Origin of the sequence: Zooshikella ganghwensis DSM 15267, from assembly GCF_000428585.1 — a bacterium.
Taxonomy (GTDB): Bacteria; Pseudomonadota; Gammaproteobacteria; order Pseudomonadales; family Zooshikellaceae; genus Zooshikella; species Zooshikella ganghwensis.
Window position 1 is genome coordinate 22,762 of sequence record NZ_AUAF01000037.1, and the last position, 13,737, is coordinate 36,498.

Genomic DNA, 13,737 nt, shown 5'->3' on the forward strand with positions numbered 1-13,737 from the left:
CTTATGGGGTTTGCTTCAGTCTAACAGTATAAATTTCAGTGCTATGTGTTAATCCGCGGGCTTTAATTTTATCTACTTGCTGATACACAAATGCTTCTTCACCAGCCGACAGCCTTGTTGACTCAGTGATGAGCAGTCTGGTGCCATAATCTTTGTTAAGGGCTTCAAGCCGGGCAGCAAGATTGACAGCTTCACCATGAACGGTATATGTCAGTCGGTCGCTAGTACCTATCAATCCACCCACTACTCTCCCAGTATTAATACCTATGCGCGTTCGTAAGGTAATATCACCAATAGTGAGTGCCTCAGGAATGGCCAGGGCCGCTTGAATGGCATTAGCCGCGTGGGTCGCTGCAGAAATTGGAATATTGAATGAAGCTAAAATAGCATCCCCCTGGAACTGGTTAATAGTGCCACCATAGCGCTTTAAGGGTTCAGCAATAATACTGAAATAGTCATTCAACACTTGTATGAGCTGCTCAGGAGGTAAGTTTTCACTGAGGCTAGTGAATCCCTCAATATCTGTGAATAGTAGGGTTGCCTCTTTCACTTCTCCATTACCAGCCTGTAAACGTTCCTCACTGGTTGACAGGTTTTCTACGACAGTTTCTGGCACAAAACGAGATAAATCTTGCACCGTGCTGCTTTCAAAGACGGCTTCAATTAATAAGTGGCGACCACGCCCTATGGCTATTGCTAGAATCAAAGTGACGCAGACGATAGTGATAATTTTGTCTAGCTCTGCACCGACTAAAATAGTATTAGACGTCAGGTATTCCACATAATTACGCGTCATAAGGTTCTGGGTTGAATCGTGGTATAGCGCATAAAGCATGAGTAAAAGCCAGCCGGTTGCAGCACATAGCCCAGAAAACAGCACAAAACGTCGTTCGAAGCGCAAGGCTCGAATGGCAATAAAAATGAAAACATACAACATTGTGGGGGCTTTTAAATAAAAAGCAGCAGGTTGCATATACTGAATATGAAAGCTCCAAATTAGGCAGTAAAGCAGAGCGAAGTCCATAAAAATGGCGAGATAGGCATGCCAGTTATGGCTAGGATGACAATAAACTAATGCTAGGCGAAGGGTTGAAAAAATAAGGTAAAAGCCTAGCGCCCAAGGAACAGGTTCTGACTGAATGAGCTCCCATAGTGTGCAGCAGTCACTCTGCCATTCTGTAAAGTTAAAAATACTATGTTGGCGGGTAAATGTTTTGGGAGAGCTGCTATAAAGCAGGATAAACAGTAACACAATTACAAGTTCTACCCATGCAATCACTCGCTCACTTTCAGCCTGCTGTTGGCTAACAGCGTACAGAATGCGTTTAGGAAGTTGTCGAATCCGGGGTATATACAATGAATATTCCTCAGGTTGGGCGACATCACTATTGCCTTTTTAGCAAGCAAAGACTTGCCAATAGAAAAAAGTGTAGCCCCTGACTGGATTATGGTGCATGAGGGGACTAAGACTTAATAGGGTTAAAGTAGAGACACGTCATTCAACAAAAAATGAGTCAACGCCTGTGGCATCCAATAAACATGAAATATGGCAAGAGGTTTTGTGGGGTGGGTTTGATGGCTGGAGTATTTCAGAAACAGTGAGCTGGCTGTTGACTTCAGGTCGTGCGGTTACTGACCCTGCCCTTTTCTTAAAGTGTTTAGCTGCCCATTTGCTAAGAGCTGGAGCAGATGTTGCGCGTATCCGCATTACGCTTAATACCATTGACCCAGAGATTACTGGGCGTGCTTATACTTGGTGGCGTGACCGGGATGAAATTGAAGTATTTGCCCCTGCACATGGCATTGATAGTACCCCTTCCTATCGAGGAAGCCCTATTGAAGAGGTGCGAGAACAAGGACGAATGGTACGCTATTCACTTATAAGTGACTTGCCTCGAAAGGCTCATTCTGTGCTCAAAGAACTCAAGGTACAGGGGATTACAGACTACGTCGCTTTCCCATTACAGTTTTCCGATCAATCAGTGAATGCATTTATTATTGCCAGTGACCATCCCGAAGGCTTTTCTTCGGAGGATTTAAAAAAGTGGCGAGCCTTATTGCTGTACCTGCTGCCAGTACTCGAAGTCTTTTCTGCTCGCAGTATTATTCGGTCGCTATTAAATACCTATGTTGGGCCTAGAACAGGCCAGAAAATATTAAAAGGTCGGGTTAAGCGTGGTGATTCTGAACTTATCGAGTGTGCGCTGTGGTACAGCGATTTGCGCAATTTTACCGAGCTGACAGAGTCTCTATCCACAGAGCCTATGCTGCAGCTGGTCAATACCTATTTTGAAGTGGTAACGAATGCGGTCACTCGGCGTGGTGGTGAGGTTTTACGCTTTATTGGTGATGCCATGCTGATTGTCTTTACCACTGAAGCGCTGGGGTCGGTTACCAAGGCTTGTTCTGCCGTATTAAAGGCGGCAGTTGATGCGAACGATCAGTTACAACAGCTGAATAAAGACTTAGTCGCCAAGGGATTACCTGTCTTGGAGTTTGGGGTGGGACTCCATATGGGGGAAGTGGTGTATGGCAATGTGGGTTCACTTTCACGTTTGGATTTTACTGTGATGGGGCCCGCCGTTAACCGGACAGCTCGACTTGAAGAACTGACAAAAACATTAGGTATTGATCTACTGTTGACCGCCGAATTTGCAGAGAAAGTAACAGAGCCCACTGTTTTTCTGGGTAGCTACAGTGTACGAGGCGTGGCAGAACCTTTACAAATTCATACGCTTCAGCAATTTCTTCAAGGCCAACAGTCTACCAATACGCCGGGTGTTGCATTATAGTTTGCCATTTTTCCGTGAGAAACTAGTAGCTTTATTGCACCACTAGGTGTTGCAAGGGCATTATATTAGTCCCAAAAACTGTGATTATACCGCGCATGATGTCTAATTTGTGGTATACGCATAATCACTGAGAGGACCCATGGCTCAGGTTAGACTGAACAATGCACGTCTGTTGATTTATAGTCATGATACATATGGTTTAGGGCATTTACGCCGCTGTAGAACGATTGCTCATGCGTTGGTGAAGCGGTTTAAAGGTCTGTCAGTTTTAATAGTTTCAGGCTCGCCCATTATTGGTCGCTTTGAGTTTAGAGCCAGGGTTGACTATGTACGAATCCCCGGCGTGATTAAACTCTACAATGGTGAATACACATCACTTGGTTTGCATATTGATATACAGCAGACATTGGATATTCGTAAAGCGATCATTCAGCATACTGCTTTGAGCTTTCAACCTGATGTATTTCTGGTGGATAAGGAGCCACTGGGACTTAAAGGTGAGGTTGAACCAACACTACGTGTACTTCGAGAAACTGGTGTGAAAACGGTTCTAGGACTGCGCGATGTGATGGATGATCCTCAATGGCTAGCAGATGAGTGGCAGCAAAAAGGCATTCCTCCCAAACTGCTTGATTTGTATGATGATATTTGGGTTTATGGCCCAGCATCAATGGGGAGTCCACTGACGGGTATTGAGTTTCCTGAGCCAGTTGACCCGCGCTTGTATTTTACCGGCTATCTGGCACGTCATGTGCCGAAAACAGCTGAACTTGATTTAAGCGCCCTTCCAGATCGTTACCTCTTAGTCACTCCAGGTGGTGGCGGTGATGGCGTTGAAATGGTGGATTGGGTTTTGCGCGCCTATGAGTCATCCAGCAAGCTTCCTGCTGCAGCTGTCATTATTCTTGGCCCCTTTATGGGGGCGGCAGAGCGTGAGCAGTTTGAACGGCGTGTGGTAAGCTTACCCCAGGTCATTATCCACACGTTTGATCGACATATTGAAGCGCTTATGGCGAATGCCTCCGCTGTCGTTGCAATGGGAGGTTATAACACTTTTTGTGAAATTCTATCCCTGCGCAAGCCAGCGTTACTGGTACCACGAAAAAAACCCCGCCTGGAGCAGTTTATTCGTGCGACACAAGCTGAAGCGTTGGGGCTAGTCAAGGTACTGGATCTTGAAGAGGATGACTCTACTGAGTGCATGGTTCAGGCATTACAGCAACTGTCTTGTCAGCCTCCACTTAAAGAAAATCAAGTCAATGGGCTACTGACTGGACAGGAAAGGATAGCCAAGCGTTTCCTTACATTATTGGGTCAGCACCAAGTGGAGCAACTCAATAAGGTGGAGGGGTAATGCGTCACCATATTTTGATGTATTGCCAGCACCTGCTGGGAGTGGGTCACCTGTATCGTTTTGCTCGGCTAGCGGCAGCTTGTGTGCAGTCAGGGTTTAAGGTCACTGTTGTAGCCGGTGGCGAGTCAGTAGGCCAATCTTTGTTTGAAGGGTGTCACTGGGTTCAGCTACCGCCGATTAAAGTGCCAGATGCCTCATTCAGTGAGCTAGTAACGGCTGATGGACAGTCAGTTTCGGCAAATTACTGGCAACAACGACAACACGTATTGAGAGAGACGATTAAGCAAACATTGCCAGATGTTTTTTTGGTTGAAATGTATCCTTTTGGTCGTCGGGCATTTCGGCATGAGCTTACCCCTATTCTGGCAGAGCTTAAAGCCGGTGATGCATGCAAGGTTATGTGTTCGTTGCGAGACATCTTGGTAGACAAGTTTGTACGGGATCCTCAGCGTCAAGATTGGGTTGTTGATCAGTTACAACAGTATTTTGATGCAGTACTCGTACATGGTGATGAAAATTTCATTGCTTTACAGGAGACCTTTCCAGCCGCGGAACGGGTCTCATCGCAGCTATACTACACAGGCTATGTTGGACCAGAACATGATAGCCAGGTGAGTGTGGCACCACAGCGACAGGTGGTTGTATCTGCTGGCAGTGGTGCTGTGGCTGAGCAGATGATGATGGACTTACTGGCGGCTCGTCCCTACTCATCAGTTGCCAGCTGGTCTTGGCGCTTTTTACTTGGGCCTCGGAGTAGCCATCGGCTCCAGCAAGCACTTGCTGAGGCGGATAAGGAAGCTGGACTTGGTGACATTCAGGTTGAAGGGCTGCGAGATGATTTTGTATCCCTACTCGCCGCGTCAGGCCTGTCAATCTCTCAGGCTGGCTATAATACCGTGATGGATGTTTTAGTCGCCCAGTGTCCCGCATTACTTTTACCCTTTTCCAATGCGGATGAAACGGAACAACTGCTTCGCGCTCAACGATTAGCAGCTGCTGGGTACTGTCACTATGCACAACCTGAACAGTTGTCTCCCCAGAGACTGGCCCAATGTATAGATAACGCCGTCAGTCTAAACCCCAAGTCACTTCCTTCTCCCATTAAGTTAGGTGGACAATGGCAAACAGTGAACTTTATCAAACGGTGGTTGAATGAGTAGTTTGCTTGGTGAGGCACCCGCGTTGTGGCGGGCATTAACCATTGAGCTGGAACACTGGCAGCAACAATTTGGAGGGGTTCCTCTTTGGTGGCGAGATGATGATGCACAAACCTACACGCCAGCACTTGACCGTTTACTTCAGATCAATCGCCAGCAGTACAGTAGCACACTGGCTTTGGCGGTTATCCCGGCAGGTGCAACCAACACGCTTGCCCGGCGTTTACAGTCAGAAGCTAACTGCTGGGTCTTACAGCATGGTTATCGTCATAAGAACTTTGCACCGTCTACCCGAAAGAAGTGTGAACTTGATGAGGATCGACCATTAGCGGTTATTGCCAAGGAGCTGCAAAGTGGCGCTACATACTTGGCAGGTCTATTGGGTGACCAGTTTTTACCTGTTTTGGTACCACCTTGGAACCGAATGCGGAGTGACTTGGTTGTTCACTTACCCGCTTGGGGATACTGGGGGTGGTCAGGGCTGGGACCGGCAAGTGCTGTACCAGGACTTAAAGTGGTTAATGTACATATCGATATTATTAACTGGCGAACCCGCCAGTTTGCGGGGACAGGACAGGTTCTTGGGCAGTGGCTACGGGTATTACAACAGCAGCGCGCAGCGACAACCCCGGATGAGTTGCCAGCGCCTATCGGTTTAATGACCCATCACTTGGCTCATGATGATAAATGCTGGCTGTTTTTAAATACTTTTTTGCCATGGATTGAGGAACAAGTAACCGTCCGTTGGCAGTCACCTATGGCGTTATTTTCACCCAATCGCCGCTTGTAAATTCACTGACTTGCCGAACCTTTTGCGACACCCTCAGACCTCTGGTGGCGGCTGAGTAAGCGGTATGTTCAGTGACTTCAAGTGCCAGCCTTGGGCAGGGCTCCAGGTAAAGCCATGCACACGTTGCCAATTTAGCCGTGTTGGATATTTGTCCAACATGAGCCAACCTGTAGCGGCCGCGAGCAAGGGACGAATGACGCCTTTATGGGTCACTATGACTTTTGGAGAATGCGTTAATTGCTGAGTGTTTTCCTGGGCTGCCCATTGTGTAATTCTCTGTAGTACTTGATAGGGACTTTCGCCCTGAGCAGGGTGTAAATGAATGCCTCGTTGCTCTTGGTATATCAGTTCCTCTGGATGTTGTTGTCGTAGGTTAGCTAAGGTCTGCCCTTCCCAACATCCCCAGTCCATTTCCTGCCAGGGTTCTAGTGTTTGATAGTTCATACCGAGTGCTTGGACCGTTTGCTGGGCCCGCATCAGTGGACTGCTATACCAGTCAAATTGCTTCCAGGTGGGGGCCAGCTGCAGGTGTTGTAGCCGTGATACTTCTTCTGGTAGTAGAACGGTATCTTGTCGGCCTTGAATCCTGCGCTGTAGATTCCACTGTGTGGTACCGTGGCGTAAACAATAAATTGTGAGCATTAATCTGCTTTTCCTATCAGAGGTGTTAACCACTGGTTCAATTGGTTTGCTGCCGCGAGCAGACTATGGTGTTGATGACTCCACTGTTGGGCATGATGACTTAATTGCTGCCGCAGGTTAGGTTGGGTGAGTAATTCAAATAACCCTTGCTTGAAGGTATCCGGCTGTTGTTGAGGAATAATGAAGCCACCGCGCTTATTGGGTGAATCAGCAAAGAGGCTGCAAACACCAGGGGTTGCACCTGTGATGACAGGTAGGCCGTTCATTTGTGCCTCTAAAATAGCCATGCCTAAGGCTTCATTGATCGCCGGCCAAGCCATCAGGTCACAGGCTCTAAGCCATGGTGTAATCTGCTCAGTCGTAAGTTTACCCAGCCAGTGCACTCGGTGGCTCAAGTCGCTAGCCTCCTTTTGAAGCTGAGCAAGAGCTTGGCCTTCACCAATAACAACCCACTGCCAGGGTAAATCGGTTAATGACTGAAGGCAGTGCAAGAGATAGCGATATGACGCGAGCTTGTCACCTGGTCGGACCATGGCGACCGATAACAACCAAGGCTGGTGCTCAGGGATAGGGTATTGCTGGGCTAGTTGCTGGCGAAGGCTCGATCTTGCGATATTGTCTTGTGGGGGGATAGCCATAAAGGGTGGCAGGTAGTGACTCACATCAACGGCATGGCAGTAAGGTTGAATACCCGGTAAGTCTTTCGGGTTAAGGCTAATAACCGCATCTGCTTGGTGAAGTGCTGCCAGTGTTGCTCTAAAGTTATAGCGCCAAGGTCCATAACGCTGTTTTTCAGCAACAGAGGCTTCAGCAATAACATAAGGAATGCTGAGGGCATGGCTGACACGAGGACCTAACCAGTCAGGGGCTTTATGGTAAAGGTGATAGGTAAACCAGCACTTTGGACGTTGAGCTTCGGGCAAGGGAAGATAGTGCCTGATAAGTTTGTTGGCTTGCCACTTGCCCAGTCGAGCCAGGCGCTTTTGGTGTTGCAGGTCACCTTCCCGGCTAAAGCTACGGAGCTGGCTGGCTAACTCGGGCATCCAGCCACAGAGCTGTAGACATTGCCAGAAGTGCTGAGCAATCTTTTGATCACCTGAAGGCGTTGGGTAGTTGGGTGCCTTGAGGGGAGCATAAAATGCAACAGGACGGTTTGCTGCTGACGAGGTCATGACTTACAAGAACCTGCAAAGCATGAGGTAAGTGTTGCAATCCCCTGTTGCAGGCTGAAATGGCTTGTAACACGCTTATAGCCTGCTTTTGCCAGGGTTTGCCGCCATTCTGGCTGGGTGATTAGTTGCTGCAATGCTTGGCTTGTGGCATTGATATCTTCAGGTGGCACTAACAGCCCCGTTTGTTGATCAATGATAAGTTCTGGAATGCCAGAAATAGCGGTAGCAATGCATGCTACGTGCTGACTTTGTGCTTCCATTAGCACGTTAGGTAAACCATCGCGATCGCCATCCTCAGTGATGCGACTGCCTAAGATAAAGATATCTGCTTGGCGGTATTGGTTGAGTACCCTTTGCTGTGACTGAGCGCCTAGCCAAGTGACTTTATCGGCTATACCTAACTGTTCTGCTAGATTTTGTAGCTTAGCTAATTCTGGCCCCTGACCAATGTGGGTAAAGTGCCAAGATAATTCAGAAGGTAGCTTTGCCAGTGCTTCTAAAATTACATCATAGCCTTTTTTAGGTACGGCACGACCTACTGACAGAATCTGGACCTGATCAGAGGGTGCTGTTTCACGAGGCTCGGCTACAATGGGAAAGCGGTTAAAGTCCAAGCCGTGATAAACCAGCATCACTTTTTCGGGGTCTGGGGTGAGGCTCTGTAAATAGTGCTGGTTGCTTTCGGTGCAGGTTGTCAGCCAGGCTAAGTCTGCCAGTTTGTCAGCTAGGTCCCAGCGAGGTGTGGTCCAGATGTCTTTAGCATGCGCCGAAGCTGACCAGGGAATCCCGGTCAGGTGGCTGGTATAGCGTGTTACTGATCCTGGGGTGTGGATAAAGTGGGCATACAGCTGTTGTGTATCTGGGGGTAGCTCTGTGGCAAGTACCCATGACTGTCCTAGTCGGCGGATTCGATTACGGGTTGGATCACGGCGAAAATCCTGCCACCAAAGGCGTAGTACTGACCAAAAGTGTGGCCGAAACAGTTGCGCCCAAAAACTACGAATGATGCGTCTCGGCTCGTGGTGCAAGTACTCTGGAAGATAGACAACAGGTGCTTTTATTTCACGATGAATCGGGTGTACTGTGTGATCAGTGGGGTGGCGTAATGAAATCAGGGTAATGGCAAATCCTTGCTGCTCTAAAGCATGGATTTCTTGCGCAATAAATGTTTCTGATAAACGTGGATACCCTTTCAAAACCAATGCAATTGATTTTGTCAAACGATTACCTCAATAACAGATGAATACAACATTAATTTCACTATTTGGATTGTGTTTACATGAACTTGGATAATGCTAGCAACACTTGCTGTGTTTTTTTACAAGCAAGCAATAAATATCACTGTGGTGCAATTTGGTCATGTAACTTTTGCTCATATAACGAATGATTAGACTATGTAAACATATCCAGTGGTTGCACACTATATCATGTCCTCCTGGCTGATTTCGATGGTGGTGATCAGCCATAGACACTTTGCTTAGGGTGGTTTATAAGTCAAGTGTTGGCCATTAGCATTAGCGTAAGCATTTTTTAAATATAGTGCGCTAGCCTGCTATAGGTGTAGTTATACCCTTCATGAAGGGTATACCATAACAAGCTCTCTTTTTTTCCTTGAGTGGGTATCGCATGGAGCCATCAATTTATCGTTACATTCTCAAGCACACCCTAAAGGATCAAGTTCTCATATTGTTGTTAACGTTGGTTTCTTTTCCTATTGTTTATGCCTCATTGGAAGTCCCTAAACATATTATTAATAGTGCGATTAATGGCAAAGATATTCCTGATGCTGTCATGGGGTACCCAGTTGATCAACTTGGCTATTTGTTTTTTCTTAGTGGATTATTTTTGCTGCTGGTGGTTATCAATGGTGCCATTAAGTATGTACTGAACGTTTATCGTGGTGTTGTCGGTGAACGAATGTTACGGGACCTGCGCCTGGAACTCTTTAGTCGTATTTTGCGTTTTCCTATTCCTCATTTTAAAAAAGTCTCTCAGGGAGAAATCATTCCTATTGTGACAGCTGAGACTGAGCCTCTGGGTGGTTTTATTGGTGAAGCTTTTGCCCTCCCCGCCTTTCAGGGAGGATTATTGATAACCTATTTGTTCTTTATCTTTAATCAGGATGCGCTGTTAGGGGTGGCGGCTGTCGCCTTGTACCCTTTGCAGATGTGGGTGATTCCAAAACTACAAGCTAAAGTAAATCAACTGGGCAAGCAACGTGTACTGGCAGCACGCCGCCTAGGTGATCGTATCGGTGACAGTATTGCGGGTATTCAGGAGATCCATGCGTTTGGGGCTGCGGGACGAGAACGGTCTAATGTACTGGAGCGTGTGCAACATATCTTTATGATTCGTTTGCGCATCTACAAACTGAAGTTTTTTATTAAATTCCTTAATAACTTCTTATCAAAAGTCACACCCTTTTTCTTTTACTCCATTGGTGGTTACTACGTTATAAAAGGTGAGTTATCGCTAGGTGCGTTAATTGCTGTGCTTGCTGCCTATCAAGATCTGGATGCACCCTGGAAGGAGCTGCTGAAGTTTTATCAAACCAAAGAGGATGTGCGGATAAAATACGAACAAATTATTGAACAGTTTGACCCTGAAGGTTTGCTACCAGAAGCTTTGCAATCAGGTAAAGCTGAATTACTTCCGGTTGAACAGCTTTCTTTGATGGCCCGTAATGTCAGCTATGCCGAGTACAGTAATGTCAATATTGTGAATAATCTTAGTGTTGAATTATTGCCTCAGCAGCATACCGCTATTGTTGGGCCTGAAGGCAGTGGTAAAACAGAGTTTGCTAAATTGTTATCTCGCTTGTTACAACCGAAAACAGGACGTATTGAATTAGCGGGTCAAAATATTCAACTGCTTAATGAGCAGACATTAAGTAAGCATGTAGCGTATGTTGGTGCTCATGCACATTTTTTTGCAGGCACGATTAGGGAAAACCTTTATTATGGTGTTGATCCAGAGTCTGCCTCAGAGAATGCAAGTTGTTATTGTCAGCAGCAGGTTGACAAGGTTGATAGCGAGGTTATGGACCTGCTTGCAGAAGTTCAACTGCAGGATGATGTCTATCACTATGGTTTACAGAGCTATATTGATCCTGAACAAGACCCGGACTTAGCAGCCGCAGTGCTTGAGCTTCGTCATGCACTGCGTGCTTCACTGCACGCGGCGGAGATGGATGATTTAGTCGAGTTTTTCGATTGGGATAAATACAACGAGAATTTATCTGTTGCGGAAAACCTCTTATTTGGTTCATCGCGCACCATTTCATTGGATTACAACAAGCTGGCTCGTCATCCATTGATTCACCAGTCTTTAAAAGAAGTTGATTTAATGGGTGAAGCACTCCGTGTAGGTTATGAACTGGCAAAAATCATGGTGGAATTGTTTGCTGATGTAGAACCTGGCAGTGACCTTTTTGAGCGTTTTAGTTTCATTAAGTCAGAGGAGTTACCGGAGTATAAACAGTTGCTCACAAAAACCAGTGTCGACTCGTTGCTGAAGTTGCCAGTAACACAACAGGAGATGCTATTAGTCCTATTATTCCAGTTAGTGCCAGCCCGTCACCGTTTGGGGCTGCTGACGGAAAGCCGAAAAACCAAACTATTGCTGGTTCGTAAAAAATTATTTCTTGCCCTGCAAAAGGAAGCGCATGATTTACAGTTGTATGATGCTAATGAATATAATGCCGCATTAACCCTGCAAGAAAACATTTTATTTGGCAAAATCGTATATGGTCAGGCGCGTGCTCAAACAGAAATCAGTCAGCGCATTGATGAACTAGTGCAGGAGTATCAATTGCGTACGCAAATTATGTGTTACGGATTGGATTTTTCGGTAGGGACTTCGGGTTCTCGTTTATCAGTAGCTACGCGACAGAAGTTGGCCATTGTGCGTGCATTGTTGAAAAAACCAAATTTTCTTATTGTTAATCAAGCCACCAGTGTGCTGGACCTCGGAGCTGAACGGCATATTATTCACTGTGTTTTGAAGCGAATGAAAGACCAAGGTGTATGCTGGATATTGGGACGCATAGAACAAACATCTGCTTTCGATTATGTGCTGGTTATGGAAAAAGGTCATATCGTCGACCAAGGAGAATATGCCAGCTTGAAAGACAATAGTCCGGCTTTTCAAGCATTATTGACTGGTAGTGCAGGTTAATGAGTGATCGTTATCAAACTACAATAGATACACATTTAAAAAGTGTCTCTTGGGCTGGCGGGCTTGACTCTCACTAGCCCATGCTGGATCTCATCTAACTACTTGTTATGGATGGCTTGTATTATTAGGCTTCGTGTTGTTTTTGGGTGAGATAGACTTGGAAAAGGCTAGTAAATACAGTGATTATGGTTTAAATAATTTGCTTTATGCGTTATAAACCTCTATAAGTATTGCTGAATTCACAAGGCGCGAGAATAGAATGAGTACAGGTACAGTTAAGTTTTTTAGTGAAACAAAAGGTTTTGGTTTTATCACACCTAGCGAAGGTAAAGACCTGTTTTTTCATGTGTCACAAATCCAAGGTCATGAGCCTCGCGATGGTGACAAAGTAGAGTTTGAGGTAGGCGAAAGCCAGAAAGGACCTTGTGCTATCAACGTTCAGGTTGTCGACTAAAAAACGATTAGGTACCTATTGGGCCGGTGGAGCATCTTCAAACCCTTCCATTAGGTACTTCAATTCCTCCATTGCCAGCATATCCTCCCACCTAGCCTTCAATGCTTCCAGCGTGCCCTGTTGTTGCTTATACAGCGGTATCATTGGACCTACGGACGGAAGCTTAAATCGATCCTCATGTACTCCTTATACACTGTGATCCACTGTCCAGTACTTCCTTGCTCTTACAAAAAAGTCACTACTTTTAGAGTGTGCCCGTAATGCTGTTTCTAGGTTTAGTTTCAAAGTCGTAAAAATGTTACTCCTACAGTTGCGTTATACTTTTATGCTTCACAATCACCTCACTTGCAGTTGGCTATTTGATGCAATAATTAAGATAAGGAGTATGAAGTAAAGCCTGGGAAATAAAGCATCAAATGGAGAGGATGCCATGAATAGCTATATAAAATTAATTACTAATTTATTTGTAGTTTTATTCACTCTGAGTGGAAAAATAAGTGCTAATCAATTCGATTGCTCAACATTGCCAAATGGCTCATAACCCGCATGCCCTTGCTGCCAAGACTTTTATGTTTGTGTAAGTGGTATGACAATATTACAACGCTGTCCAGGAAATTTAGTTTATCAGCCCGAATTAGACCAGTGTTTACCACGGTCAGCAAATCCTGCGTGCGGTGCTTCTAAAGATGCATCTAGTTGTATTGAAAACTGTATTGGACAACAAAATGGAATCTATCATTACTGCCAGAGTTGTAATGAGGCCATAGCTTGCTTTAGTGGCGCGTACTTTATTTTTAAATGTCCTGATCCTGATAAACCAGAAGGCTCTATATGGATTCCTAGGGGGGTTATATCAATAGCTCTATTAGATCATTAAGTAAGCTTTTTCCTCGGCACTTTATAGTACCCCCTCTGCAATCGTGTGCTGCAGTAAATAACGTACAAGCCATACCGCTAATGTCTTCTTACTCAGTTCTCTGTCTGTTTAGTACGCTGCATTCATTTCACGAATAGCCGTTTATTAGTTGTATGAAGCAACCAAAGATTGAAACCTTATCGCCTGAAGCCTATCAGGATCTCCAGCAGGCTATTACGGCCTCATCATTAAGTCAGGACCATAAAAACCTCGTCATAGGCGTGTTGGATCTCTGTTTATGGCTTCAGCAAAAACTCACCTTCTCAAAAATCAGCATTAATACC

The 13,737-nt window shown here is 45.7% G+C and carries 10 protein-coding genes and 1 pseudogene; 7 read left to right on the top strand and 4 right to left on the bottom strand.

Annotated elements, in window-relative coordinates:
- Position 1 precedes the first annotated feature (1 nt).
- A complete protein-coding gene (locus F607_RS29125) occupies positions 2-1,357 on the bottom strand; it encodes an adenylate/guanylate cyclase domain-containing protein (protein WP_038290965.1) in 1,356 nt (451 codons plus the stop codon).
- 97 nt (positions 1,358-1,454) lie between these two features.
- Here F607_RS29125 and F607_RS29130 point away from each other — a divergent pair, with 97 nt between their 5' ends.
- The 4 genes from F607_RS29130 to F607_RS29135 all read left to right on the top strand — a co-directional run bounded on the left by F607_RS29130 (position 1,455) and on the right by F607_RS29135 (position 6,093).
- On the top strand, positions 1,455-2,792 hold the full coding sequence (locus F607_RS29130; RefSeq protein ID WP_051311289.1) for an adenylate/guanylate cyclase domain-containing protein: 1,338 nt from the start codon (positions 1,455-1,457) through the stop codon (positions 2,790-2,792).
- A gap of 139 nt (positions 2,793-2,931) precedes the next feature.
- Positions 2,932-4,146, top strand: a complete 1,215-nt coding sequence (locus tag F607_RS0110550) for a glycosyltransferase family protein (protein WP_038290967.1) — start codon at positions 2,932-2,934, stop codon at positions 4,144-4,146.
- Positions 4,146-5,306 (top strand): glycosyltransferase family protein, encoded by a 1,161-nt coding sequence (locus F607_RS0110555; protein WP_027708067.1) that lies wholly within the window; start codon positions 4,146-4,148, stop codon positions 5,304-5,306. The genes F607_RS0110550 and F607_RS0110555 overlap by 1 nt, the downstream gene beginning before the upstream one ends.
- Entirely contained in the window at positions 5,299-6,093 is a 795-nt protein-coding gene (locus F607_RS29135) for a polysaccharide deacetylase family protein (RefSeq protein WP_051311291.1), read from the top strand. Before F607_RS0110555 ends, F607_RS29135 begins: the two co-directional genes overlap by 8 nt.
- Before the next feature lie 33 nt (positions 6,094-6,126).
- Here the strand turns inward: F607_RS29135 and F607_RS0110565 are convergent, their stop codons facing one another.
- Genes F607_RS0110565 through F607_RS0110575 form a run of 3 tightly spaced genes read right to left on the bottom strand, consistent with a single transcriptional unit; the run spans position 6,127 to position 9,127 of the window.
- Positions 6,127-6,735 carry a histidine phosphatase family protein gene (locus tag F607_RS0110565; protein WP_027708068.1) on the bottom strand — a complete coding sequence of 203 codons (609 nt, stop codon included), beginning with the start codon at positions 6,733-6,735 and terminating at the stop codon, positions 6,127-6,129.
- Entirely contained in the window at positions 6,735-7,907 is a 1,173-nt protein-coding gene (locus F607_RS29140; RefSeq protein WP_051311293.1) for a glycosyltransferase family 4 protein, read from the bottom strand. The genes F607_RS0110565 and F607_RS29140 overlap by 1 nt, the downstream gene beginning before the upstream one ends.
- Positions 7,904-9,127 carry a glycosyltransferase family 4 protein gene (locus F607_RS0110575; protein WP_027708069.1) on the bottom strand — a complete coding sequence of 408 codons (1,224 nt, stop codon included), beginning with the start codon at positions 9,125-9,127 and terminating at the stop codon, positions 7,904-7,906. Before F607_RS0110575 ends, F607_RS29140 begins: the two co-directional genes overlap by 4 nt.
- Before the next feature lie 406 nt (positions 9,128-9,533).
- On the opposite strand from F607_RS0110575, the gene F607_RS29145 reads away from it, so the two are divergent.
- From F607_RS29145 to F607_RS0110595, 3 genes and pseudogenes are all read left to right on the top strand, one after another.
- Positions 9,534-12,083, top strand: a complete 2,550-nt coding sequence (locus F607_RS29145; protein ID WP_051311295.1) for an ABC transporter ATP-binding protein — start codon at positions 9,534-9,536, stop codon at positions 12,081-12,083.
- 259 nt (positions 12,084-12,342) lie between these two features.
- The gene (locus tag F607_RS0110585; protein ID WP_027708070.1) at positions 12,343-12,537 is read left to right on the top strand and encodes a cold-shock protein; all 195 of its coding nucleotides are present in this window, start codon (positions 12,343-12,345) and stop codon (positions 12,535-12,537) included.
- Positions 12,538-13,105: 568 nt separating this feature from the next.
- A pseudogene (locus F607_RS0110595) lies at positions 13,106-13,414 on the top strand (chitin binding peritrophin-A domain-containing protein); the annotation flags it as partial.
- Between the last annotated feature and the right edge of the window lie 323 nt (positions 13,415-13,737).

Bases quoted from the DNA above. Each gene is read 5' to 3' on its own strand.
- F607_RS29130 (WP_051311289.1), top strand. From the start codon at position 1,455: ATGAGGGGACTAAGACTTAATAGGGTTAAAGTAGAGACACGTCATTCA.
- F607_RS0110550 (WP_038290967.1), top strand. From the start codon at position 2,932: ATGGCTCAGGTTAGACTGAACAATGCACGTCTGTTGATTTATAGTCAT.
- F607_RS0110555 (WP_027708067.1), top strand. From the start codon at position 4,146: ATGCGTCACCATATTTTGATGTATTGCCAGCACCTGCTGGGAGTGGGT.
- F607_RS29135 (WP_051311291.1), top strand. From the start codon at position 5,299: ATGAGTAGTTTGCTTGGTGAGGCACCCGCGTTGTGGCGGGCATTAACC.
- F607_RS0110565 (WP_027708068.1), bottom strand. From the start codon at position 6,735: ATGCTCACAATTTATTGTTTACGCCACGGTACCACACAGTGGAATCTA.
- F607_RS29140 (WP_051311293.1), bottom strand. From the start codon at position 7,907: ATGACCTCGTCAGCAGCAAACCGTCCTGTTGCATTTTATGCTCCCCTC.
- F607_RS29145 (WP_051311295.1), top strand. From the start codon at position 9,534: ATGGAGCCATCAATTTATCGTTACATTCTCAAGCACACCCTAAAGGAT.
- F607_RS0110585 (WP_027708070.1), top strand. From the start codon at position 12,343: ATGAGTACAGGTACAGTTAAGTTTTTTAGTGAAACAAAAGGTTTTGGT.